Annotated in this window: 24 protein-coding genes; 9 read left to right on the top strand and 15 right to left on the bottom strand. The window is 51.3% G+C overall.

The features are described from left to right. The first annotated feature begins 268 nt into the window (after positions 1 to 268). The 3 genes from BTA51_RS27865 (at position 269) to BTA51_RS27855 (ending at position 2,326) form a co-directional block, all read left to right on the top strand. Positions 269 to 1,042: a DUF6602 domain-containing protein gene (locus BTA51_RS27865; protein WP_094712364.1), complete on the top strand. Its 774-nt coding sequence runs from the start codon at positions 269 to 271 to the stop codon at positions 1,040 to 1,042. Positions 1,043 to 1,099: 57 nt separating this feature from the next. Continuing rightward, a complete protein-coding gene (locus tag BTA51_RS27860; protein WP_094712363.1) occupies positions 1,100 to 1,411 on the top strand; it encodes a hypothetical protein in 312 nt (103 codons plus the stop codon). Positions 1,412 to 1,753: 342 nt separating this feature from the next. Then, positions 1,754 to 2,326, top strand: coding sequence for an NnrU family protein (locus tag BTA51_RS27855; RefSeq protein WP_246841221.1), 573 nt, complete (start codon positions 1,754 to 1,756; stop codon positions 2,324 to 2,326). Between the two features lie 96 nt (positions 2,327 to 2,422). On the opposite strand, the gene BTA51_RS27850 is transcribed toward BTA51_RS27855, so the two are convergent. The 11 genes from BTA51_RS27850 to BTA51_RS27795 all read right to left on the bottom strand — a co-directional run bounded on the left by BTA51_RS27850 (position 2,423) and on the right by BTA51_RS27795 (position 11,727). Further along, complete coding sequence (locus BTA51_RS27850) at positions 2,423 to 3,238, bottom strand: FoF1 ATP synthase subunit gamma (RefSeq protein ID WP_094712361.1); 816 nt, start codon at positions 3,236 to 3,238, stop codon at positions 2,423 to 2,425. After that, positions 3,231 to 4,754: a F0F1 ATP synthase subunit alpha gene (locus tag BTA51_RS27845; RefSeq protein WP_094712360.1), complete on the bottom strand. Its 1,524-nt coding sequence runs from the start codon at positions 4,752 to 4,754 to the stop codon at positions 3,231 to 3,233. The genes BTA51_RS27850 and BTA51_RS27845 overlap by 8 nt, the downstream gene beginning before the upstream one ends. 11 nt (positions 4,755 to 4,765) lie before the next feature. After that, the gene (locus BTA51_RS27840; RefSeq protein ID WP_094712359.1) at positions 4,766 to 5,521 is read right to left on the bottom strand and encodes a F0F1 ATP synthase subunit delta; all 756 of its coding nucleotides are present in this window, start codon (positions 5,519 to 5,521) and stop codon (positions 4,766 to 4,768) included. Between the two features lie 144 nt (positions 5,522 to 5,665). Then, positions 5,666 to 5,935 carry an ATP synthase F0 subunit C gene (gene atpE, locus BTA51_RS27835; RefSeq protein WP_094712358.1) on the bottom strand — a complete coding sequence of 90 codons (270 nt, stop codon included), beginning with the start codon at positions 5,933 to 5,935 and terminating at the stop codon, positions 5,666 to 5,668. A 65-nt stretch (positions 5,936 to 6,000) separates the two neighbouring features. Then, positions 6,001 to 6,678: a F0F1 ATP synthase subunit A gene (locus tag BTA51_RS27830; protein WP_094712357.1), complete on the bottom strand. Its 678-nt coding sequence runs from the start codon at positions 6,676 to 6,678 to the stop codon at positions 6,001 to 6,003. 3 nt (positions 6,679 to 6,681) lie between these two features. Further along, positions 6,682 to 6,948, bottom strand: a complete 267-nt coding sequence (locus tag BTA51_RS27825; RefSeq protein ID WP_094712356.1) for an AtpZ/AtpI family protein — start codon at positions 6,946 to 6,948, stop codon at positions 6,682 to 6,684. Between the two features lie 13 nt (positions 6,949 to 6,961). Further along, positions 6,962 to 7,369, bottom strand: a complete 408-nt coding sequence (locus BTA51_RS27820) for a hypothetical protein (RefSeq protein WP_094712368.1) — start codon at positions 7,367 to 7,369, stop codon at positions 6,962 to 6,964. Between the two features lie 5 nt (positions 7,370 to 7,374). Beyond that, on the bottom strand, positions 7,375 to 8,751 hold the full coding sequence (gene atpD / locus BTA51_RS27815; protein ID WP_094712355.1) for a F0F1 ATP synthase subunit beta: 1,377 nt from the start codon (positions 8,749 to 8,751) through the stop codon (positions 7,375 to 7,377). A gap of 399 nt (positions 8,752 to 9,150) precedes the next feature. Beyond that, positions 9,151 to 10,290 (bottom strand): VanZ family protein, encoded by a 1,140-nt coding sequence (locus tag BTA51_RS27805; protein WP_094712353.1) that lies wholly within the window; start codon positions 10,288 to 10,290, stop codon positions 9,151 to 9,153. A gap of 183 nt (positions 10,291 to 10,473) precedes the next feature. Then, a complete protein-coding gene (locus tag BTA51_RS27800; RefSeq protein WP_094712352.1) occupies positions 10,474 to 11,199 on the bottom strand; it encodes a type 1 glutamine amidotransferase in 726 nt (241 codons plus the stop codon). A gap of 27 nt (positions 11,200 to 11,226) precedes the next feature. Then, on the bottom strand, positions 11,227 to 11,727 hold the full coding sequence (locus tag BTA51_RS27795; protein ID WP_246841220.1) for a DUF3750 domain-containing protein: 501 nt from the start codon (positions 11,725 to 11,727) through the stop codon (positions 11,227 to 11,229). A gap of 336 nt (positions 11,728 to 12,063) precedes the next feature. Here BTA51_RS27795 and rimK point away from each other — a divergent pair, with 336 nt between their 5' ends. Continuing rightward, on the top strand, positions 12,064 to 12,975 hold the full coding sequence (gene rimK, locus BTA51_RS27790) for a 30S ribosomal protein S6--L-glutamate ligase (RefSeq protein ID WP_094712350.1): 912 nt from the start codon (positions 12,064 to 12,066) through the stop codon (positions 12,973 to 12,975). A 123-nt stretch (positions 12,976 to 13,098) separates the two neighbouring features. Here rimK and BTA51_RS27785 read toward each other — a convergent pair whose 3' ends face one another. Both BTA51_RS27785 and BTA51_RS27780 read right to left on the bottom strand, forming a co-directional pair. After that, positions 13,099 to 13,956, bottom strand: a complete 858-nt coding sequence (locus BTA51_RS27785) for a GNAT family N-acetyltransferase (protein ID WP_094712349.1) — start codon at positions 13,954 to 13,956, stop codon at positions 13,099 to 13,101. A 111-nt stretch (positions 13,957 to 14,067) separates the two neighbouring features. Then, positions 14,068 to 14,541, bottom strand: a complete 474-nt coding sequence (locus tag BTA51_RS27780; RefSeq protein WP_094712348.1) for an Lrp/AsnC family transcriptional regulator — start codon at positions 14,539 to 14,541, stop codon at positions 14,068 to 14,070. Positions 14,542 to 14,825: 284 nt separating this feature from the next. On the opposite strand from BTA51_RS27780, the gene BTA51_RS27775 reads away from it, so the two are divergent. From BTA51_RS27775 to BTA51_RS27755, 5 genes are all read left to right on the top strand, one after another. Continuing rightward, complete coding sequence (locus BTA51_RS27775; RefSeq protein ID WP_094712347.1) at positions 14,826 to 16,130, top strand: thiamine pyrophosphate-dependent enzyme; 1,305 nt, start codon at positions 14,826 to 14,828, stop codon at positions 16,128 to 16,130. A gap of 3 nt (positions 16,131 to 16,133) precedes the next feature. Continuing rightward, positions 16,134 to 17,156: an alpha-ketoacid dehydrogenase subunit beta gene (locus BTA51_RS27770; RefSeq protein WP_094712346.1), complete on the top strand. Its 1,023-nt coding sequence runs from the start codon at positions 16,134 to 16,136 to the stop codon at positions 17,154 to 17,156. Beyond that, positions 17,156 to 18,505 (top strand): dihydrolipoamide acetyltransferase family protein, encoded by a 1,350-nt coding sequence (locus BTA51_RS27765; protein WP_094712345.1) that lies wholly within the window; start codon positions 17,156 to 17,158, stop codon positions 18,503 to 18,505. The genes BTA51_RS27770 and BTA51_RS27765 overlap by 1 nt, the downstream gene beginning before the upstream one ends. A gap of 156 nt (positions 18,506 to 18,661) precedes the next feature. Further along, positions 18,662 to 20,080, top strand: a complete 1,419-nt coding sequence (gene lpdA, locus BTA51_RS27760; RefSeq protein WP_094712344.1) for a dihydrolipoyl dehydrogenase — start codon at positions 18,662 to 18,664, stop codon at positions 20,078 to 20,080. A gap of 37 nt (positions 20,081 to 20,117) precedes the next feature. Next, a complete protein-coding gene (locus tag BTA51_RS27755; RefSeq protein WP_094712343.1) occupies positions 20,118 to 21,368 on the top strand; it encodes a valine--pyruvate transaminase in 1,251 nt (416 codons plus the stop codon). Between the two features lie 261 nt (positions 21,369 to 21,629). Here BTA51_RS27755 and BTA51_RS27750 read toward each other — a convergent pair whose 3' ends face one another. Together BTA51_RS27750 and fdhD are read right to left on the bottom strand one after the other, a co-directional pair. After that, complete coding sequence (locus tag BTA51_RS27750; RefSeq protein ID WP_094712342.1) at positions 21,630 to 21,845, bottom strand: formate dehydrogenase subunit delta; 216 nt, start codon at positions 21,843 to 21,845, stop codon at positions 21,630 to 21,632. Positions 21,846 to 21,915: 70 nt separating this feature from the next. Further along, positions 21,916 to 22,758: a formate dehydrogenase accessory sulfurtransferase FdhD gene (gene fdhD / locus BTA51_RS27745; protein WP_094712341.1), complete on the bottom strand. Its 843-nt coding sequence runs from the start codon at positions 22,756 to 22,758 to the stop codon at positions 21,916 to 21,918. Positions 22,759 to 22,839 lie beyond the last annotated feature (81 nt).

Raw genomic sequence — 22,839 nt, 5'->3', positions numbered from 1 at the left:
TTTCCAGTCAGGTCTTTGCCTTCACGCAATGCTTGCAGTGCGGCTTCCATGTCGAAGGTAGGTGTGGTCATAAGTCATCTCTTTTTTGCATAGGATAAAGAAATGACACAGAATTCTGAACACTACCAACATGGCTGGTGTCATCGAATGTAAAAACTAACAAATCGCACCACCGGACATTTTTTGCATCGCTCCCTTTTGCGCTTAATAGCATGAACGGGCTCCTTCAAAAATGCCGGTGTGCTTGGCGTAATGCAAAGGAGAAGAAATGCCAAATGACGTCGTTCTATCTCGATTAAAGGGAATTCAACAGCAGTTGATGGGAGCGTATGAAGCTAGCTCTCCTATGACGAGCGCCACAAAGGGAAGTGAAAGAGAGTTTCTAGTGGATTTGTTTCTTTCAAATGTTCTTCCTTCTCAATACCGGTTTGGGTCTGGGGATATTACCGATCATTTGTCAAATCGTAGTGGTCAGGTCGATATTGTGGTTGAGTTTCCATTCCTGCCGAGCATTCCTATTGCCGGATGCGATAGATTTAGGCTCTATCTGGCTGAAAGTGTCGCGTGTGCTATTGAAGTTAAATCGGATTTATCTAATCAGTGGGAACAGGCACTTTCGACATGCCAAAAATTGAAGGGTATAAAACGGAGCATTTTGGCATACGAAAAATCCGTTGGTGGTGGCACATTTGCTTCGAATAGGTATTCGCAAACGCTAACGGGAGCAATAATAACCGACAGACTAAAAGTTGGTCCACAGGGTATGGAGATAGGCGGAAAACCATTAGATCTGGATTTGAGAATTCCGATCTTTGTTGTCGGGTTCAAAGGCTGGGCAACTACTGATACCCACAAAGAAAATTTAGATAGTTCGGAATTTGACGGGATACTAAATATTGAAAAGAAAATTTATGTTAGTGGGGCACGCTATTCCGGTAAGACGTATGAAGGGGATTCCGCTCTTTGGGCTTTCATATGCGATTTGCTGGATTCCGTGAAGGAGTTGAAGCACGTCAATGCAGATCCTAGGGCATATGCATAACAAGGTGGTGCACGGGAACCAAGGCGTTATGTGCTACCAAGAAATCAGGAATAGTGAGTGAATAAAGAATTAATAATCAAATGGGCTAACTTGCTGAGTAAAAAGCTCGGAAGAAGTGAAACGGAAATAGAAGAACGAGGTTTGTCAGCGTATGATTTCTCATCGTCGACAAGCGTTGAGATATATTATTCAGAAAGTTCTATCATAAAATTCGATTCTGCTTTCTTGGTAATAGACGAAGAGAGTCGTATGGCGGCGGTATTCTCCGAACACTACGGTTACCATGAATTTTCTATTTATGGCGCCGTTGCGAAAGAAATTTCAGTAAGTTACTACGTGGACGAAGACTATGAGGGCGTAGTCACATAACAAACGGCTCCACGCAAGCGCCCAAACCTAAGCGGTTTTTGTAGGTTTCGCTGCGCTCCACTGTACCACAAAAACCTCTCCGGCTTGGGCGCTGGTGAGCAGGGCGTTAGTTTTCTCTGGGCGGATTCAACCAATAATTGCGACAGGAACAATGTCCGCTTTGTGTCGAAAGCAGTCTTCCACCATTTGATTAAAGAGATAGCACATCTCCCAAAAAACAAAACGCCCACTCCATATTCCAAACCACCCCATCCATGCTATGTTACCCCGACTATCTAACGGCTCTATTCGCCCGTTGCAGAATCCAAAACACATAAAAACTCAAACAAGGAAATACGGCTGATGATACTCGTTCTCGGATTAATTCTTTTCCTGGGCATACACTCCGTGTCCATCTTCGCGGAGCCCTGGCGTAACAGCATGGTTTCAAAACTGGGTGAACAGCCGTGGAAAGGGCTCTATTCCCTCGCCTCTTTAGTCGGCTTTGTCCTGATCATTTATGGCTATGGTCAGGCGAGACTGGACCCGACAGTGATTTATACGCCGCCGGTGTGGTTAAGACATGTCACCATGCTGCTGATGCTTCCCGTATTTCCGATGATCTTTGCGGCTTATTTCCCCGGCAAGATTAAGGCGACGTTAAAGCACCCGATGCTGGTGGCGACCAAGACCTGGGCCCTGGCACACCTCCTGGCTAACGGTACACTGGCCGATGTTTTGCTGTTCGGCGGGTTTCTTGCCTGGGCGGTGGTGGACAGGATCTCCATGAAGCGTCGGACCCAGAGAGCCATTCCCGGTGCTCCTCCTGGAAAAATGAATGATGCTATCGCCGTGATTGCGGGGCTGGCTGTGTATGTGGTGTTTGTTCTTTGGGGGCATACCTGGTTGATCGGCGTTTCCCCTATCAGCAGATAACGCAAACCAGAGTCGGATATTGTCATCGACTGGCATGGCTCTTTGTATAGCGAGCTCTTCGAATAGCCAGAGCTTCACAAAGAGTCAGATGCCGGTTCAGATGCCGATGGTGATATCCGAGGCCAACAAGGCCTCTATTTCCTCAATAATGGATTCCTGTCTCACATGATTGCTTTTCAGGGCAATTTCATCCATCCGTTCATTCAAATGGCGGGTCGCATTTTCAAGGTGACTCAACCTCCGCTTGTTCTCCCCCAGCAATGCCTCCTTGGCACAGGACTGCAACATGGTAAACAAATACAAGGGGATCAGTTCGCTTAACAGCTCTGCTGGAGAACGGTAAAGCAGCGGGGGCACTCCACTATCCTGGTGGGCTTCAGGCTCAGGAAAAATCGACTGTAGCAGCTCGCAGGAATTCGGTTCGTCGTAATACAACGTCTTCATATTGAAAAGGGAAAATCGATCTGGCTGCTTCAGTGCTTCTGACATCACCGCATCCACCATCGATTCCACATCTTCAGTGACAGAAGCGCCGGGTATCCTGGCAAGAATATTTAGGTGTTCCCCGGCTTGTTGAATCAACCGGTCTCCAACAAGAATACAACTGATTGCTTCGTCTTTTGCGGATAGAGAAAGCTCTTGGAGCCTTTGCAGCAGTCGGTGATTGATATCCCCGCAGAACCCTCTTTCTGTTCCCAGCACGATGATCAGCTGGGTCTCTTCATCTGCGACAGATCCATTTCTTAACCGCGAGACGGCCTTTCTCATTCGCTCAGTGATAGCCTGTTGCGGTGCAATCTGCCTCTGCAATTTATGTGTCTCGGCATACGCCAGCGCCTTGAGCGCCGCCAGAATTTTATGCAGAGTGGCATACAGTTCTTTCCGGTTATGAAGCTCTCTCTGGCTAACCATGACTTGGAGGTTCTCGTGTATTCGACGCTGTAGCTAATTCCGACGCGGTAGCAAATAGCGATTCCAATGCCTTGACCCAGGTTCCCCTGGGGCTGTCCAGAGTCAGCGATAATCCCGCTCGTTTCATCCGTTCGAAAATCTCCTGGACCTTATCCAATGGCCTTTCATCAAATAAGCCCTCGTTGAAGGCAATCATCCAGGCGAGTTCATGCTCCGGTGAAACCCGCTCGAAGCGGTCCTGTTTCAATAGCTCGCGCAATAGCTGACCCCGATGGATAATCGCCTGCATGGCGGGATCAAGTTTGGCACCGAAACGGGTAAAGATTTCCAGCTCAAGAAACCTCGAATAGTCCAGCTTCATCCTTCCGGCTTCCTGTTTGATGGCTGAATGCTGGGCTTTGCCGCCTATCCTTGAAACAGACCGGCCCACATCAATGGCAGGACGAATACCCGCGGCAAACAAATTGCGATCAAGATAGATCTGGCCATCGGTGATGGATATCAGGTTCGTGGGTATGTAGGCGGCTATCTCTCCCTGCTGGGTTTCAGCGATGGGAAGTGCGGTCAGGCTCCCACCGCCTTCCGCGGGAGATAGACAAGTGGCCTGCTCCAGCAAGCGTGCATGGATTGAAAATACATCGCCAGGATAGGCCTCACGACCCGGCGGTCTCCGTAGCAATAACGACAGTTCCCGATAACTTCGCGCGTGACTGGACAAATCATCGTAAACAACCAGAACATGATGACCCTGCCGCATCCAATGGGAAGCCAGGGCACTGCCGGCAAAAGGAGCCAGGTATTGCAGTCCAGGAGTAGAACCGGCATCCGCGACCATCAGCGTGGTGTACTCATCGGCGTTATGGCGCTTTAACACCTGCATGATATTGACCGCCGCCGATCGCTTCTGGCCAATCAGCACATAAATACAGCGGACATTACGGCCTTTCTGATTCAGTACCGTATTCAAAGCAATGGAGGTTCGACCCAGCCCCTCGTCCCCGATAATCAACTGGCGCTGCCCTCTTCCTATCGGAATCATGGCATCGATCATCCGGATACCGGTATACAGGGGTTCGTGTACGGTATCCCGTTCTACGATGGATGGTGTGGGTGTGTTCAGGTTCAACCAGGCACCTTCTGTCAGGGGCGCCCTGCCATCGAGGGGTTGCCCGGAAGGATCGATCACCCATCCCAACAGGCTGTCGCTGGCCAGGAATCCCAACGGACGACGGGTTCGGTGTACCTCCTGCCCGGCGACCAGTGCACCAGTCTGTTTAAGAATGATGGCACCGACCTGATCCTCACAAAGATCGAAAACCATGCCCAGACTGCCATCCTCGAAGTTCAGCAATTCTTCGATTCGGGCGGACGGAAGCCCTTTGATCCACGCCACACCGTCTCCGACAGAGATCAACCTGCCGCGCTCCTGAATTCTGATTTCGGGGCGATAGCCAGCTAGCCATTCCTTCACCCGCTTTAGAGGGGGTTCGGGCAGTAGTGTCGTTAAGTCATCCATTTCAGGCCCGCCTACTCATGATGAGCCTCAGCAAAACCGCGCAACTCATCTGCCAGATTAAGGCCAAGGCTCCAACCACCTGAAGCAATCCGAATACCGGCAAGCAAACTTTCATCGACGGCAAAGGATGTTTCACATTGTTCACCGAGAGCTTTAACCAATATCGATAGCAGTCTCTCGCGAATGTCCGTACTCAATTCAAAGGCAGAGCTAATCTCAAATTGAATTGGGACATTCGGCGGTCTGTGATTGACCGCATTTCGCAGCTCCTCCAGTGTACTCGGAGGCCACTGATCCATTGTTTCGCAGAACAGATGAATCAGTTTTTCTTCCAGATGCTGGTCGGCCAGTGGCTTCATCAGCGCGGCTGCAAAACCACTCCCCTGCTGTAATGCCTGTTCGGTTACCTCTCTGCGCCATTGTCGATTCTGATTTTCGGCGGCCGCCTTGGCCTTATCCGCTTCCCTGGCCAGTTCCGACTGCAAAGTTTCCAATTTGCGGGCTCGGTCCTGGTTCAACGCTTCTTCAAACTCTCTGCGGGCTTCGCTCTTTTCCTGTTCCCAGGTTTTTAGCCGGTCCTGGTATTGCTGCTGTAAAGCCTCGGCCTGTTTCTGGGTATCTTCCGCCTGTTGCAGTGACTCGCGCACGCTGGCCTGACGTTTCTCCACCACATTCAACACCGGACGATAAAGAAAGCGCTTCAGCAACCATATCAAAATGATAAAGTTGATGATCTCCAGAACCACGGTGCTCCAGTCAAGTTCCACGAGCTTCTCCTCTACGGTCGAGGCGGTTAATTATGCTGGACAGTTTATGCCTCATAGAGTGCATTCCATCGGTCATTGAAGGTCTTAGAATCGCACCCATCACTTCCCTTACTTCCATACCTTCTACCCCTTCCATCCCTTCCATCACTTGGGCAACAGATACTCCAATAACGGATTTCGGAACAGGACGATCAGCACAATGACCAGAACATAGATCGCCAGCGATTCGATCATGGCCAGCCCGATAAACAGGGTTCGGGTAATGGATTTCTCTGCTTCCGGCTGCCTCGCAAGTGCTTCCAGAGCACTGCTGATGGCCTTGCCCATGGCCAGCGCCGGAATCATCGCACCCAGGGCAATAGCCAACACGGCGGCGACGGTAGAAAACGAAACAAAGCTGTTCAATGTGTCCATGTCTGGGCTCCTGGTTTCATGTATAGGCTCCTGGTTTTATGTATGCGCTCCTGGTTAGAAGAACTTCAAGTTTGTGATGAGGAAGCAGGTACCTGCTGCATGGCACCTGCAACATAAATCAGCGCCAGCATTCCAAATATATACGCCTGCACCAGAGCTTCGATGATATGCAGCATCAAAATAGGTACCGGCGCGAGAAATCCCGCCACTAGCAATATCAGCAACGCCGCCATTTCCAGGCTCATAATGTTGCCGAATAATCGGATGGCGAGCGCAATTGTTCGGGTAAACTCGCTAATAATATGAAATGGCAGCAGTATCGGGCTCGGCTTGATGTAGTGCCTGAAATAGGCCATACCGGACTGGCGCAGGCCATACAGGTGAACCGACACAAATACGATCAACGCCAATGCGGTAGTGACAGACAAGTCCCGGGTGGGTGAATGGAATCCGGGTACCACACCCAACAGATTAGCGATCGGCAGGAATATCCAGAAGGTCCCGATTAGTGGCAGCAATTTACGGGCATTCACCGGATCAGCATTGGCGATGGTATTTTCCAGTGCCAGCACAATTCCTTCCACGATGGTTTGCCATTTGCCCGGTTGTATCGACATTTTACGGGTCGATAATGCGCACACCAGGGTCAGCACAAGCATGATGCCCCAGGTGGCCACGACGGTTTCATGAACGGCGACGGGTCCGATCTGAAACCAAACGGGCGTACCGATACCTTCATTCATTTTTCATTCCCTTAAGGCCAGATAAGCATTGACACCGCCGACGACGATGCCCAGCAGAATGAAGCCCACCGTCCAGCGTACTGAGTAACCGCTGCTCAGGCTGTCCAGCCAATGTCCCAGGTAAGCGCCGCCCACCACCGGCAGCACAAACAGAAAACCCAGGACACCGAGTATTCTGGCAGCCTGCATCAGGGTCGAACGTTCCTGGTCGGCTTTTTTACGGCGGGCCTGATCACGCTCCAGGGACTTCTGCAGTTTTTTATATTCCATTGCCGGGCCTCCCTTATCGCAAAGGCTCGTGCGCCCTGCTCAGGCGCTGCATCAGTTCACTTTCCAATTGTTTCAGGTGGACGTGCGAACTCTTTCTGTTGATTCGTTCTTCCTCCAGCCACTGTGTGAGTTGCTGCTGGATAAGATCCGGATCCTCGTGGAGAAACATCCTTCTCGTACTGAAGTAAAGCCGACCACCATCCATTTCCAGTAAACCTGGGGTGGCAGCCATGTAGAGAACACCGTCTTTCTGGCTCAACTGACTGAGACCGGACTCCGTCTGGGTCAGGAAGTCCAAATGACGGGCCTGAAGTGAAAAACTTCCACTGGCATCATGACTTCGAAACGACACCAGATCGGTGATCTCGATTTCCTGTTGGCTGTCCCTCAGTATTCCGCTAAATACCGTTACGGCTTCCATGTCCATCACCCTATTCCGTCCAGACTTCCGCGCATGTAGAACTTGTCTTCGCTCATATCGTCATAGTGCCCGGCCAACAATCCATCGCAGTCCTTCAGGGTTTGTTTCAGATCAACGGAAACACCGGCCATTCCCGTATGGGCTGCGGTCACCACAAACGGCTGAGTCAGGTAGCGTTGGAGCTTTCGTGCCCGGGCGACGATCAACTGGTCCTGGGCTGACAGCTCCTCCACGCCGAGCATGGCAATAATGTCCTCCAGTTCCTTATAACGGGCCAGGTGACCCCTGACTGCTTCGGCAATGGTGTAATGCCGCTCGCCCAGGGTATGCCGGTCAAGCACTTTGCTGCCGGAAAGCAAGGGATCTACGGCCGGATAAATACCTTTGGCAGCCTGGGTGCGGGAAAGAATGACACTGGTATCCAAATGACTGAGGATGGTGGTGACCGCCGGGTCCGTCATATCATCTGCGGGAACGTACACGGCCTGTACGGAAGTAATGGCTCCCTGCAGTGACGACGTAATCCGGTCTTCCAATTCTGCCACTTCACTGCCCAGGGTCGGCTGGTATCCGACGGTGGCCGGCATTCGCCCCAACAGGCTGGAGACTTCTGCTCCGGCCTGGACGAATCTGAAAACATTGTCCATGACCAACAGAACATCCCGGTGCAGGCTGTCCCGGAAATACTCGGCATAAGCCAGCGCCGACAGACTCACCCGGAACCTGACCCCCGGAGATTCATCCATCTGGCCGAACACCAGCAGTGCTTTCTCCATGACCCCGGCTTCCTGCATGTCGTGCCAAAGTTCATGGGCCTCACGAATTCTTTCACCAATACCGGAGAACACCGAAACACCCTGGTGAAGGTGGGCAATGGCGTGCATGAATTCCATGATGAGGACGGTTTTACCGACGCCGGCACCACCAAATAAGCCAGCTTTGCCACCGCGGATAAACGGACATAACAGGTCCACTACCTTGATCCCCGTCGGCAGAAGCTCGCCCTGCCCCGACAGTTCATTCAGAGGTGTTGGGGGGTGATGGATGTTTCGGTACTGTTGGGTGTCTATTTCGGGACCACCATCAAGCGGTTCACCGAATATGTTCAGCAGACGTCCCAGGCAGCTTTCTGCTACCGGCACATGGAGCGGTGAGCCGCTGTCGTATACCGGCATGCCTCTCCACAATCCCTGAGTGCTGTGAAGGGTAACCGCCTGGAGTTCATGGGGACTGATATGCCGATGCACTTCAAAAATGCAGGTATCTTCATCCAACTTTGTATACACGGCACGGCGTAACGCAGGCAGCTGCTGGCAACGGATAATTGCCACAGGACCGTGGACTTCAATGATTTCACCAATTGGCTCGCCGTCATTCTGCATGAAAGAATTTCCATCAGGGACGTTGACGTCTCATTCTTTTAGTCAGGGCTACAGTCTTAATCAGGACTTCGGTCTTAATCAGGACTTCGGTCTTAATCAGGACTTGGTCTTAAACAGAACTACAGTTTTAATCAGGACTACGAATAAAAGAATAGCTTATGCGACGTATTCAGTAGTCAGCTTGATTCAGCGCACTTTAACCGTATCTTTCGATATGATGGCAAACTATACAATAGCAAAAGCCCAATGACGGTAATTTCTCAATGACAACGCAGAGCCTCAACGGCAATGCCAAGGCGCTAGAATAAGAAGACGCCGCAATGAGAAGGCGTCAGTATGAGAAGTCACTACAACGCCATGGCTCTACAAAGAATGGCTCTACAAATAATAGTACGCGAGCTAGGCGACTGCCTGAGGCCTGGAAAACCCTAAACGGGTCCGGCCGGTTTCATGAAGCACCCAACTGATCAGGACAACCAGCAAAGGATCGGTTACTTCGGGTACGTGTTGAACCAGATAAATTTGCGCCAGTTCAATCAGCATGGTAATCGCAGCAATAGTGAGCGTCACATTTCTCCAGCGCATGCCGGACTGAACCCCAAACCAGACGGCACTTCCGTAAAAGAAAAATTTACCGAAAAACGTGACGATATTGAAAAACACCGATCCCGCGATAAATCCGGTAAACGGTATCCAATGAAAGTCTTGCTGTACTATCGCCAGTTTAAAGGGGCTGAGTCCATTGATGATGATATAGGTCACCATTGTCACAAATATGACCGACTCGGGTTTCTGACTGCGTTTAATCAGTAGCCAGGCACCGATCCCGCCCAATGCGCCCAGTACGTCACTCAGATGCAGATAGTTATAGATGATCAGCGTCTCGAGCATGAAACAGCCGAACACAATATAAAACATTGTTCGCTTACGCAGCCCATTAAACAGTTTGTCGAGAATGTAGAACACCGCGCTCCAGGCCACCACCCCTGACAGGAAGGTTAAAGGATTGATTTGGGGATTCTGGTAAATGGGCCGCAAGCTAATCTCAATCTGTTTCCATCTGAAGAATGGAATAAACGGCATCAAGCGAACACCGAACCAGAACAGTAACAAGGTAATTGGCGCTATCAGGCTAAGATTCAGGGGAACATCGCGGGCGCTCTGCCAGGAACTCACCCCCCAGGCAAACAGGCATCCGAGGAGCACCCCAAAAGTATTGGACCATCCGTCAACGATGCTGGGGTATCTGCTGGGCAGGTAATATTGCAGTATCTGCAAACCCATCCCCAAGGCAAACCCGGACCCCAGAATAACCAATAGACGCAGTCTTGGTGAGTGGTTGAAGACATACCATCCAACCAACCCATAGGGAATAAAAATAATGATATTGGCGAGCAGATCGCCCTGAATCACCCGATCATTCCAGGTACCGGCGAAGTGAGACAGCAAGTGTTCGGGGAAATTTTCCAGCGTGAAGTTAAACGGATACAGAGATCCGTAAATGGTCAAAAGTATGACAACACCCCAAACACGCTTCATAAACTTCGCTTGCCCGCTTTCTACACGTCTTTACTTGTACTTTCGATCAATCTTTACTTTCTATCGATCTGTACTTTCGATCAATCTTTACTTTCGACCGACCTTTACTTTCTATCGATCTGTATTCTGCTCAACAGTTGCGTTCTACCTGACGGGTATTTCTGTCTGGCGAATAGGCCCCTGTTACCGGTTTTCCTGCTGATCATCGCCAAGAAGGAAGTCCACGACAAGTCTTCTCACCTGATGACGATCATCTTCCTGGCCTACACCGGCCAGGGTTTGCTCAATCAACTCATGACCTGCCTTCTCACGGATTTTATGGCACAGGTCTATAAAAAGCTCATCCACAAATTCCGGATGGGACTGAAAAGTCAGGATATGCCCGTTTTTAAAAGTAATGGGGTAAGGACAAAACTCCGAGTGGGCAATCGGGTCAAAGCCGGGAGCCGGTGTTTGTACCTGATCCTGGTGCATCGAGAGCACTCTGATGGACTCGCCTTCAGAAAAGTTGCCGAAAGATTGCCTCACGGTGACGGGATAAGCTCCCAAACCCCAGCCTTTTTCGGATTTTGCGACATGCCCGCCCAGTGCGGAGTGGATCACCTGATGCCCAAAACATACGCCGAGCGTTGGCATTTGTTCTCTGTCCAACTGCTCGATGAAAGCTTTTAACTCTCCAATCCAGGGATCAGGATCATAAGCGCCCCACTTGCTCCCGCTGATAATCCAGGCATCTGCACAGTCCAATGACTCTGGAAACTCATTTTCATGACATCTCCAGGCCTGATATTCAAATCTTCCCGGGGCAAGAGCTTCCAGCATCTGGATGAAGTCCTGATCGTAGGTTCCGTACTTTTCAATCAGTTCCGGACGATGTTCATCGCAAAGCAGTATTCCCAGTTTTTTCATTGAAAGTCACAAGTATTCATGGTTTGTTTAATCCGCCCATCCACTGCCAATGGCACTGAATGGAAGCTCCAGTTCGAGTTCAGGAACCTCCTGGGCTATCCAGGCGGGAAACGTATTACTATTGGGCCCTGGAAATACCCGATAACTGTCTTTCCAGGGATATTCGTCCGCTTTGGTGGCGATCTTGTCGATCAGCTCACCCACTCCGTCTCCGCGCCGGTCCAGTATAAGTTGTGGCTTTGCGCCATACCAGTAGCGGTCAGGAACATCCTGCTCAATTCTCAGCACCGGCAATCCTCGCCTTTCGCGCCAGCCGACCACCTCATAGACGGTGTAGTCGAGGGCGTTTTCGGGTTTGACGGCAATCCAGGTGTGGATGGCAAACCAGCCTCTCCAGCCCCAGGCGTCTGCGCCGTAGACTTGAATCACCGGTTCCGGCGTCGTTAATGGATCAGGAGCCAGCCTTGCCGAGGCTCTGCTGGCAGAACGCCAGTTATCGCTGCTGCAGGCGCTCAGCAGTAGCGCCATAATAAGTACAACTACTAACCTTTGAGCGTTTCGCAACCGGTTTCGCGGTACATTATTGATAAGACAGCTCATCTCACCTGCCACCTGTACAACTGCCACTTATTCCTAAGATACAGAGAAAGGAAATTTGAGCAAGAAAAGCTAATGAAATTTAATAATTGCGCGTATACTTCCGTCGGCTCGTCCAGGCACCGGTTCCCAGGTGCTTTATTTTCTGATTTTCCACAACCTTGCCGCACCAGATTCCCTGAATAATTTGAAATCGGGGATCGTTTCGCTTTCAATGGAAACAATAAGCGAGGAAGTACTGGTCAATTCGTTTCTCTGAGGGGCACCATGAAAATTGCGATTCTCTCTCGCAACCCAAAACTCTATTCCACTCGCCGACTGGTAGAAGCCGGCTTGAAGCGTGGTCACGAAGTAAAGGTGGTCGACACCTTACGCTGCTACATGAACATGGCAACAGATAATCCTACGATTCACTATCGAGGGGAAATTCTGGAAGGTTTCGATGCGGTTATTCCACGTATCGGGGCCTCTGTGACGTTCTATGGCACAGCGGTGTTGCGCCAGTTTGAAATGCTGGGCGTATTCCCGCTTAATGAGTCCGTGGCCATCACCCGCTCGAGGGACAAGCTACGCTCCCTGCAACTCCTGTCGAGACGAGGCATCGGCATGCCGGTCACCGGCTTCGCTAACTCGCCTGATGATGTTCAGGACCTGATCAGAATGGTCGGTGGCGCTCCCCTGGTGATCAAACTGCTTCAGGGCACACAAGGGATCGGAGTTGTGCTGGCCGAAACTAAAAAGGCGGCAGAAAGTGTTATTGAAGCCTTTTTAGGTCTGAACGCTGACATTCTGGTGCAGGAATACGTCAAGGAAGCCGGTGGTTCAGATATCCGTTGTTTTGTGGTGGGTGACCGGGTGGTTGCAGCCATGAAGCGTCAGGCCCAACCGGGTGAATTCCGCTCCAACCTGCATCGTGGCGGTACCGCATCCCTGATAAAAATCACACCGAAGGAACGCCAGACTGCGGTCAAGGCAGCCAAAGTCATGGGCTTGAATGTCGCGGGTGTCGACCTGTTGCGTTCCAGTAGCGGCCCTAAAATCATGGAGGTTAACTCCTCTCCCGGTCTTGAAGGAATTGAAGCAGCCACCGGCAAGGACGTGGCGGGCCTGATCTATGCCTTCATCGAAAAGCAGATAGAGGAACGCAAGGCAACCACGCGTACCAAGGGCAAGGGCTAACGGCTCTGCCCTAGTCTGCTGCTTATAAGAGCTATTTATAAGGACTATTTTAAGACCTGTTTATAAGAGCTATCTGTAAGAGCAATCTATAAGTGCTGGCTATAAATGCTATATAGCTGCTAGCTATCCCAGTTCGAAGGATGTCACACCATAGAGGCGGTCCACGGAGATTTCCGGCGCAGCTTTGGTGTACATCCTGGCTGTTTCAAACACTGGCGACATCGCGTATTTTTCCACCAGCGCCAAAGCGGCAGGGTTCGGAGCGGGAATATCCAGGTAAATCTTGTCCTTCTCTGTGGCATGAGACTTGAGGACCAGGAACAACCGCTCGGCAATCTCCGGTGTATCCGCAAACAAAGGTCCGATTTTATATCCCGATCGGCATTCTCGAATGACCCCGTAGCCACAAAGGCGATTTTCCCTCACCAAGCCAGCCGTATGAGCGTTAGGCTGCCTTAACCAATGATGAAGGAATGTCGACCTGTCCGCAGGAAAAAACTTGCGGTCGTACTGACTAAGCGCTTCTTCCGGAAAATCGGAAAGATCCACAACATCCTTCATGTCGGCAACCTCACCGCCTCCAGCCCCTTCATAGCGAATATTACGGTAAGCCAGAGTAAACCCGGATGTCTTGTAATTATCCTGTTGCTCCACCACACCATCCAGACCGATGTTGCATCCGCTCAGGTAATCAAGCCCGGCTTTCCATGTCTGAATGCCAAACCCCTTTCCTCTGAATTCGGGCTTCACGATATAGAACCCTAAAAAACCGAAGTCGTCGTTATACTTCACGACAGAGATACAGGACACGGGCTGCTGATCAAGTTCACCGATGAGAAAACCATCCGTGTCTGCGGAATAAAACACCCCGGCATCGAACAGTCCGGGGTTCCATCCCTCAGCGGCGGCCCAGTCCGCCATCAGTTTCACATCATCCAAAGCAGCTTTTCTGATAGTCAGACGGCTATTTGAGCTGGTCATTTGTACCTCCATGGCGTGGTCTTATCATGCGCATTGTTTATCATGCCCCTCATTTATAGAGTGTCTCATTTATCGTGTATCTCATTGACATTGACTAAGATGAGACCTGAATTACACCAGCTCCAGTGGGAGCTCAGTCGTGTACTTCACCTCGCTCAGGGCAACGCTTGAGTTTATGTCCAATACCCCCGGGATCTGGGATAGGTGGTCCCTAAAGAATTTCTCATAGGTGGAAACATCCTTGGTCACGATCCTCAGTAAAAAATCCGTCCTCCCCATCATGGTGTAGCACTCTGTGACCTCTGGATAGGACCGGATGCGCTCCTCGAAATCTCCCACCGCCTGACGCCCATTGGCTGTCAGTTTTACTTCAGTGTAGATCACCACGTCCAGACCGAGACGTTTACGGTTCAGCATGCCTACCCTGCGGTCAATATATCCCTCATCTTCCAGACGCTTGATGCGCCTCCAGCAGGGAGGCTGTGAAAGGTTTACCCGTTCAGCAATTTCCGATGCAGACAGACTTGCGTCTGACTGTATCAACTCAAGAATATGACGATCAGTCTTATCCAGCTTAACATCCATCATCTGACTCCTGCTCAAATATTCAGGTATAGATAATACCAATATTTCTATTTTAAGAATTAAATATACCCACATTCTTCATTTTGACTATGAAATAGAATAAATCAATCCTGAAGCCAGGAGTATAGTAAGTAACTATGTCGACTCGGAAGAGATCCTTCCCACGTCGAAAGCGACAGTTATCGACTGTCGGCAATGAAGGGATTGCTCTCCAAAAGAGAGCTAACAAAAACAATACTCCCTCACCAGAAATAAGCCGCGGGTGAGAATAAAGGAGAAGATTTATGGCGCTATCGCGAAAGCCTGCCGGGCATTTTGCCGGTGATGTTAATGTCGACGCAGAGGGTCTCGTCGGCACTCAATCCAAGGGGCCGGTCTCAAAACTGCATGTCCCTGAAGCTTCTTCCCGCCCAGGCCAGACGGCCGACTTCAGCAACCTCGACATTCCCCCTGCCGGAATCACCCCCAAGCCAGAAATTGATGCCAACGCACTGGATATACAGAGCCTTGCCTATGGCCTGGTCCGTGTGCTTGACGATGACGGAAAAGCGCTGGGTGACTGGGATCCACAACTCAATGCAGACCAGCTACGCCAGGGTCTCCGGCATATGATGCACGTGCGGGCTTACGACGATCGCATGTTCCGTATGCAACGTCAGGGCAAACTGTCTTTCTATATGAAGTGTACCGGCGAAGAAGCCATTGCCGTTGCCCAGGGCATGGCACTTGAACATGGGGATATGCTCTTCCCCACTTACCGTCAGCAAGGTCTTCTGTTTGTTCGCGGGCGTCCTGTGCTGGACATGATGTGCCAGTGTCTCTCCAATTCCAAAGACAATCTTAAAGGTCGTCAGCTGCCGGTTCTTTACGGCTGGAAGGACGACAATTTCTTCAGTATTTCAGGCAACCTGGCAACCCAGTTCAGCCAGGCGGTTGGCTGGGGCATGGCCTCTGCCTATAAAGGAGAAGATCACTTGGCTTCGGCCTGGGTGGGTGACGGTAGTACTGCTGAAGCCGACGTTTACCATGCTCTGCTGTTTGCTTCGACTTATCGCGCGCCGGTTATTCTCAACGTGGTGAATAATCAGTGGGCCATTTCCACACCCCAATCATTTGCCTCTGCCGGTACCACTTTCGCCGCGCGGGGACTGGGATTCAATCTGCCGAGTATTCGTGTGGACGGTAACGATTTCCTGGCCGTCTATGCCGCCACCAAATGGGCCGCTGACCGCGCCCGGGCAGGACACGGCGCCACATTTATCGAGCTGTTTACCTACCGTAGCGAAGGTCACTCCACCAGTGATAATCCAGACGGTTACCGCGCCAAGAATGAAGCCCAGGCTTGGCCTCTGGGAGACCCGATTGAGCGCCTTAAACAACACCTGATTCAAATGGGTGAATGGAGTGATGAGCAGCACGATGCGCTGACTGAAGAACTCAAGCAATCCATTCTGCAAACCTGGAAAGAAGCCGTAACCTACGGAACTCTGGAAGAAGGTCCACATTGGCCGGTCAGTACCATGTTTGAAGATGTCTACAAAGAAATGCCGGCACATTTACGTAAACAACGTCAGAAGATGGGGGTGTAATCAATGGCCAAGATGACAATGATTCAAGCCATCAACTCTGCGTTGGATTGCACTATGGAACGCGACTCCAATGTCATGGTCATGGGTGAAGACGTGGGGTATTTCGGTGGGGTATTCCGTTGTACGGAAGGACTGTATCAGAAATATGGCGCGCATCGGGCGTTGGATACTCCGATTGCCGAGGGCGGAATCATCGCCGCTGCGATCGGCATGGGTGTCAACGGATTACGTCCGGTCGTGGAGATTCAGTTTGCAGATTATATCTATCCGGGTTTTGACCAGATCGTCAGCGAACTGGCAAGACTGAGACACCGCAGTGGTGGTGAGTTCTTCTCCCCGGTCACCGTTCGTGCGCCATGTGGCGGCGGCATCCGTGGTGGCCAGACCCATTCACAGAGTCCGGAAGGTATCTTTACCCATGTGTGCGGTCTTAAGACGGTAATGCCATCGAATCCTTATGACGCTAAAGGTCTTTTGATCAGCGCCATTGAGGACGATGATCCAGTGATTTTCTTCGAACCGAAACGTATCTACAACGGGCCATTTTATGGGCACGATGTCCAGGCCAATGTGGCGACCACCTGGAGCGCTCATCCAGCCGGTGAAGTGCCGGAAGGACACTATAAAATTCCTCTGGGCAAAGCTGCGACGGTCCGGGAAGGAAGCGATATCACCATATTGACCTACGGCACCATGGTGCATGTGGCGGAAGCGGCGATCAATATCAGCGGTATCGACGCCGAACTGATCGACCTGCGCACCCTGCTTCCACTGGACCTAGAAACCATTACCGCTTCAGTACAGAAGACAGGGCGCTGCGTCATTATTCATGAGGCGACCCGCACCAGCGGCTTTGGCGCAGAACTGGTCGCGGAAGTTCAGGAAGAATGCTTCTGGCACCTGAAAGCCCCCATCGAGCGGGTGACAGGTTGGGACACTCCTTACCCTCATGCTTATGAGTGGGAGTACTTCCCGGAACATGACCGCATTATCGAAGCCATGCAACGAACCCTGGAGGCTGACTGATGGCAAGCTTTAGTTTTAAATTGCCTGACCTTGGGGAAGGCATCGTAGAATCCGAAATCGTTGAATGGTACGTAAAATCCGGCGATTTCGTAGAAGAAGACCAGCATATTGCCGACGTCATGACAGACAAAGCCGTGGTGGAAGTCACGGCGCCGGTTAGCGGCGTAGTGACGGCAATTGCCTGCGAAGCAGGAGAAATGCTGGCGGTTGGCAAAGAAATGATTCGCTTCGATACGGAAGCCACTGCCGACCAAAAGCCTAAAGTTTCAACGGCTACAGATGCCTCAAAGGCATCCGCACCGAAGGCAGTGACAACCAAGGAACAGCCATCTGTAGCGGCAATTGCGCCATCCGCAACCTCTCCGGTTGAAGCGAAAAAATCGGCAACCGATAACCTGGCCTCACTTTCTACAGAATCAAGTGCAACCTCTACAGAATCACCTTCACATGCTTCAGCAACATCGGCACCCGTTTTTCATTCCGGCGCTGTCCTGGCATCCCCTTCTGTCAGGCAGCGCGCCAGGGATGAAAATATCAGACTCGCCGACGTTCCAGGCAGTGGCCCGGCAGGACGGGTCGGCCATAAGGATCTTGATGCTTTTATCGCTGCAGGCGGGCAACTGGCATCACCGACCGGACTGAGACCTCGTAAAGACGGGCAGACACAAGTCAAAATCAAAGGTCTGCGCCGGGTTATCGCCCAGAAAATGCTGCAGACAAAGCGGAACATCCCCCATTACTCTTATATTGAAGAAGTGGATGTCACCGCATTGGAAGAGCTTCGTCGTCATCTCAATGAAAACAGAGAAGCTCACCAACCCAAATTAACCCTTTTGCCGTTCCTGATGCAGGCACTGGCAAAAGTGTTGCCTAAGTTTCCGCACTGTAATGCCCATTATGACGATGAGAGCAGCATGCTGACTCAGTTCGATGCGGTTCATATGGGCATTGCCACCATGACCCCTGGCGGTCTGATGGTACCGGTCATTAAACATAGTGAAACCATGGATCTATGGCAGTCCGCCGCTGAAATCAGCCGTGTCGCTGACGCCGCCCGCAACGGAACAGCAAAAGCCGAGGAGCTGAGCGGCTCAAGCATCACGATCACCAGCCTGGGTGCTATCGGGGGTATTGCATCCACCCCCATTATCAACGCACCTGAAACCGCCATTATCGGTGTGAATAAATTGCAGGAAAGAGCCATGGTCAGGGACGGCGCTATTGTGGTCCGTACCATGATGAATCTGTCTGCCTCCTTTGATCATCGTATTGTTGATGGATATGACGGGGCTCAATTGATTCAGGCGCTGAAACGGCTTCTTGAAAATCCAGGCGCCATATTTGTTTAACCCGACGTCCCGGTCACCCATTCGAACTGGCTTGTCGAGGTTTTCAGGAGCACTTGCTCCTATTCGACAAGCTCAGGATGAACGCCATATAGGGAAGGATGTTTGATGAAGGCGATTCAATAGCCTTCTGAACAAGAATTGAGTTAGGAAAAAATCATGACAACAAAATCCTGCATAGTACTGGTGATTGGTGGCGGCCCCGGAGGTTATGTGGCAGCCATCCGCGCCGGCCAACTGGGTCTCGATACTATCCTGGTGGAAGCGGACAGAGCTGGCGGTACCTGCCTGATCCGTGGCTGTATTCCTTCAAAGGCATTGATTCACGGCGCCAGCTGTTTTGAAGAACTGCTTTCCCATTCCGGCACTGGAAAACTGGGCATTTCCCTGACCTCCGCACCGGAATTGAACCTGGGCGGCATGATGGGGTGGAAAGACGGCATTGTTGATCGTTTAAGCCAGGGCGTCGAAGGACTGCTCAAGAAAGCCGGTGTCACCATCATTAAAGGTTGGGCGAGTTTTTCAGACGCAAAACACTGTGTTGTCAAAACCCAGGACGGTGATTTCGACCTTCAGGCAGAGCATGTGATTCTTGCCAATGGGTCTGTTGCCACCGAACTCCCCCATATTCCTTTCAGTGAACATGTTCTGTCTTCAACGGAAGCGTTGGCCCAAACCTCTGTTCCCGGCCATCTGGTGGTGATCGGGGCGGGCTATATCGGCCTGGAGCTTGGCATTGCCTATCGAAAACTCGGCGCCAAAGTCACCTTTGTAGAAGGTCAAGACAGAATCCTGGCGCTGTACGACAAGGAAATGACCCGCCCCATCGAACAGTGGATGAAGAAGCACAATGTTGACTGCCACCTGAATGCCAAAGCCGATTCAGTCGACATGATTGATGGTAAACCGGTGCTTTCATTTACGGATAAACAGGGCCAATCCCAAAAAGTCACTGCCGACAAGGTACTGGTCACCGTAGGACGCAAACCCAACACCCAAGGTTGGGGCATCGAAAATATGTGTCTGGATATGGACGGACGCTTTGTCAAAGTGGATAAACAATGCCGTACCGCAATGAAAAACGTCTGGGCGATCGGTGATCTGGTGGGTGAGCCCATGCTCGCACACAAGGCTTCAGCTCAGGGTGAAATGGTCGCCGAAATCATTGCCGGACATCGCCGTGAATTCGACCCTGTTGCGATCCCTGCGGTCTGTTTCACCGATCCGGAAATCGTCAGTGTAGGCCTGTCACCGGATGAAGCCCGGGACGCCGGCCATGAGATTGTCACAGGCAAGTTCCCGTTTGCCGCGATCGGCAAGGCCCTCACCATGGAAGCCGGTCAGGATGGTGGGTTTGTCCGCATTACCGCGCGCAAATCGGACCATGTGATTCTGGGCATTCAGGCGGTAGGCGCACACGTAGCAGAACTCAGCGGTGAATTTGCCCTGGCGCTGGAAATGGGAGCAAGGCTGGAAGATCTGGCCCATACGATCCACGTACATCCCAGCCTGAGCGAAGCAACGATGGAATCCGCCCTGGCTGGATTGGGTAAAGCAATCCACGCGAGCCAAAAATAGCGATTCCAGAAGTCAGTACAAGAATAACGAGGCCAATATGAAACTTTCCGCATTCGGCGAAAAATTTGCAGGTGATTCCGGCATTGTGGAATTGATGGACGACTTGTCCACCGCATTGATTGAGAACCCGGACATGATTTTCATGGGTGGCGGCAATCCCGGCAGGCTCCCGGAGGTCGAACAGGTTTTCAAGGACTGCATGGAAACCATTCTGGAGGATTCCCAGCAGCGTCACAGCCTGTTCGGAATCTATCAGTCACCCCAGGGTGAAAAGGAGTTTCGCAGCGAGGTTGCCGCATATCTGAACAAGCAGTTCGGCTGGAATCTAAGCTCGCGCAACATTGCCTTGTCGAACGGCAGCCAGTCCGCATTTTTCATGCTCTACAATATGTTGGGCGGCACCATGGCGGACGGGTCGAAGCGCTCTATCCACCTGCCCCTGTCCCCGGAATACCTGGGTTACAGGGACGTGGGTCTTTCTTCGCCATTCTTCACTGCCACACGTCCGAAGATCGGACATCTCGATGAGCACCTGTTCAAGTACCATATCGATTTCTCCAACCTGCAGGTCGATGAAAATACAGCAGCCATGTGCGTTTCGCGTCCGACCAACCCTACCGGAAACGTGCTCACCGATAACGAAATTGAATTGTTGGATGAACTGGCCAAAGCCCGGGATATTCCACTCATTATCGACGGAGCCTATGGTCTGCCGTTCCCGAGCATCATCTTTACCGAGGTCACCCCCTTCTGGAATGACAACACCATTCTGGTCCTGAGCCTCTCCAAGCTTGGATTGCCTGGCGCACGGACGGGAATCGTCGTAGCCAATGAAGAGATTATTCAAGCGTTTACCCGGACCAATACGGTCACCAGCCTCGCCTGCGGGACCATGGGGCCGGCCATAGCCAAACAGCTGTTTCGCAGTGGACAAATCACGTCACTAAGCCGTGATCACATACTGCCGTTCTACCGGGAGAGATCCCATCAAGTGGTGAAATGGTTCGGACAAAATATGGGGAATCTTCCCTATCGGATTCATAAACCGGAAGGCGCCATTTTCCTGTGGCTATGGTTCGAAGACCTGCCCATCAGCAGTCAGGAACTCTACGAACGTTTGAAAAAACGCGGAGTATTGGTCGTGCCGGGACAGAATTTCTTTGTCGGTATTGAAGATGAATGGGCACATAAACACCAGTGTATTCGTGTGTCCTACGCCCAGGATGAAGCAACCGTTAAAAGAGGCGTGGAGATTATTGCCGAAGAAGTTCGCAAGGCTTACGAGTAAAGAGACATATCGGGGCAAAAACAGGAAAAGAATAATAAACAGAAGAAGAATAAATACGGTGGTTTTTTAAAAAGAAACTCCGGTGGTTTCTCATTCGCGGGCGGGTAAAACCGCCCTTTTTTTTCGCAACATCGCCAGAATGACCTAACCGGCATTAGACGAGCAGATCCGCCAGATAATCAGGTTATATCCTGACGTTAAATTCTGGCTATATATCCTCGTTTTATATCCCCGCTTTATATCTGGCTCTATATCCTGGCTTTATATCCTAATAACGGCTGCCCTGGCGATCTCATTCAAACCCTCACCGCCAGCGTCTGCCAGTGCCTGAATATCCTGTTTCATGGACTTAGCCCAAAACTTCCTGACATGGGAAGCCACTGCATCTGCTGCCCTGTCCACATCGTCATCATAGGCATTGTTCAGTGCAATCTGGTTGATCATCTTAACCAGTTGTTGGTTTTTATCATGAGCCATCAACTTCTCTCCTGCTGATAGATGCGGCAAGCCTGTTTACAACAAAAGAAACCAGACATTTTTAGCCGTATTAACAATACACAACCTGTCGACCTTGCCGGGCAAAGCCGATTAAATTCATTCCGGAATGTCGAGCCGTATCCACAGCCATTCCCGTCGCCCCGGACACCGCCACCATTGAGGTAATCCCCACGGTGACCGCTTTGTACACCATTTCATAACTGGCCCGGCTGGTGACCAGCAGGAAGCCTTCATCAAGTGATACCTTTTGCTGCACCAATGCGCCGATGAGCTTATCCAGCGCGTTATGCCGACCAACATCTTCCCGGATCAAAAGCAGATTACCCTGCCCGTCCATCCAGGCTGCGGCGTGACAGGCCCCGGTCATCAGCTGGATGCGCTGTCCGTTTCCAATACTTTGAATGGCGTGTTGAATCACCGAAGGCGTGGGCCTCCCCCGGCGATGAAGAACGGGTAGTTTTCTCTGGGTTTCTTCCAGTGACCGTTTCCCACAGAGACCGCAACCGGTCGGGCCGGCCATGGCGCGGTGACGGGACTTAAGCGATTGTAGTCTTTCACCGTGAATATGCATTTGCAGCTGCAGACCACTACCACTGTCCCCTTCCAGCTCGCAACTGAACATCTCATACTGGTGCTGGATGATGTTTTCAGAAAGGCTGAATCCAAGCGCAAAGTCTTCCAGGTCGGTTGGGGTCGCCATCATCACGGCATGGGATATGCCGTTATAGACCAGGGCGACCGGCCTTTCTTCAACCACAAAATCCATCAGTTCCTCGGTCTCCCAGGATTCACCCGATTGCAGGGCGACACTTACCCCTGTCGACAAAAAACCCGCTTCCTGCTGGTCCTGTCGATGATCAATCGAGCTTCTTTGAACATCCTTCGTATTCATGTACCGTCTCACCTTCTGGATTCTGCTTCGTTACTTCCTCCCTGTATCTGGTTTCGCAGACTCTGCCTGCTCTTGAAATCT

It is taken from the genome of Hahella sp. CCB-MM4 (assembly GCF_002260525.1).
GTDB lineage: Bacteria > Pseudomonadota > Gammaproteobacteria > Pseudomonadales > Oleiphilaceae > Hahella.
Note: the sequence above shows the minus strand (reverse complement) of the source record. Positions and strands in the feature narration are given on the sequence as shown.

Excerpts from the sequence above, each read along its gene's own strand:
- BTA51_RS27780 (WP_094712348.1), bottom strand. The coding sequence starts at position 14,541 with ATGGATGTTAAGCTGGATAAGACTGATCGTCATATTCTTGAGTTGATA.
- BTA51_RS27850 (WP_094712361.1), bottom strand. The coding sequence starts at position 3,238 with ATGGTTAGCCAGAGAGAGCTTCATAACCGGAAAGAACTGTATGCCACT.
- BTA51_RS27805 (WP_094712353.1), bottom strand. The coding sequence starts at position 10,290 with ATGAAGCGTGTTTGGGGTGTTGTCATACTTTTGACCATTTACGGATCT.
- BTA51_RS27750 (WP_094712342.1), bottom strand. The coding sequence starts at position 21,845 with ATGGCTCATGATAAAAACCAACAACTGGTTAAGATGATCAACCAGATT.
- BTA51_RS27820 (WP_094712368.1), bottom strand. The coding sequence starts at position 7,369 with ATGGAAGCCGTAACGGTATTTAGCGGAATACTGAGGGACAGCCAACAG.
- BTA51_RS27830 (WP_094712357.1), bottom strand. The coding sequence starts at position 6,678 with ATGAATGAAGGTATCGGTACGCCCGTTTGGTTTCAGATCGGACCCGTC.
- atpD (WP_094712355.1), bottom strand. The coding sequence starts at position 8,751 with ATGCAGAATGACGGCGAGCCAATTGGTGAAATCATTGAAGTCCACGGT.
- BTA51_RS27865 (WP_094712364.1), top strand. The coding sequence starts at position 269 with ATGCCAAATGACGTCGTTCTATCTCGATTAAAGGGAATTCAACAGCAG.
- fdhD (WP_094712341.1), bottom strand. The coding sequence starts at position 22,758 with ATGAATACGAAGGATGTTCAAAGAAGCTCGATTGATCATCGACAGGAC.
- atpE (WP_094712358.1), bottom strand. The coding sequence starts at position 5,935 with ATGGACACATTGAACAGCTTTGTTTCGTTTTCTACCGTCGCCGCCGTG.
- BTA51_RS27845 (WP_094712360.1), bottom strand. The coding sequence starts at position 4,754 with ATGGATGACTTAACGACACTACTGCCCGAACCCCCTCTAAAGCGGGTG.
- BTA51_RS27775 (WP_094712347.1), top strand. The coding sequence starts at position 14,826 with ATGGCGCTATCGCGAAAGCCTGCCGGGCATTTTGCCGGTGATGTTAAT.
- BTA51_RS27825 (WP_094712356.1), bottom strand. The coding sequence starts at position 6,948 with ATGGAATATAAAAAACTGCAGAAGTCCCTGGAGCGTGATCAGGCCCGC.
- BTA51_RS27770 (WP_094712346.1), top strand. The coding sequence starts at position 16,134 with ATGGCCAAGATGACAATGATTCAAGCCATCAACTCTGCGTTGGATTGC.
- BTA51_RS27855 (WP_246841221.1), top strand. The coding sequence starts at position 1,754 with ATGATACTCGTTCTCGGATTAATTCTTTTCCTGGGCATACACTCCGTG.
- rimK (WP_094712350.1), top strand. The coding sequence starts at position 12,064 with ATGAAAATTGCGATTCTCTCTCGCAACCCAAAACTCTATTCCACTCGC.
- lpdA (WP_094712344.1), top strand. The coding sequence starts at position 18,662 with ATGACAACAAAATCCTGCATAGTACTGGTGATTGGTGGCGGCCCCGGA.
- BTA51_RS27785 (WP_094712349.1), bottom strand. The coding sequence starts at position 13,956 with ATGACCAGCTCAAATAGCCGTCTGACTATCAGAAAAGCTGCTTTGGAT.
- BTA51_RS27755 (WP_094712343.1), top strand. The coding sequence starts at position 20,118 with ATGAAACTTTCCGCATTCGGCGAAAAATTTGCAGGTGATTCCGGCATT.
- BTA51_RS27800 (WP_094712352.1), bottom strand. The coding sequence starts at position 11,199 with ATGAAAAAACTGGGAATACTGCTTTGCGATGAACATCGTCCGGAACTG.
- BTA51_RS27765 (WP_094712345.1), top strand. The coding sequence starts at position 17,156 with ATGGCAAGCTTTAGTTTTAAATTGCCTGACCTTGGGGAAGGCATCGTA.
- BTA51_RS27795 (WP_246841220.1), bottom strand. The coding sequence starts at position 11,727 with ATGGCGCTACTGCTGAGCGCCTGCAGCAGCGATAACTGGCGTTCTGCC.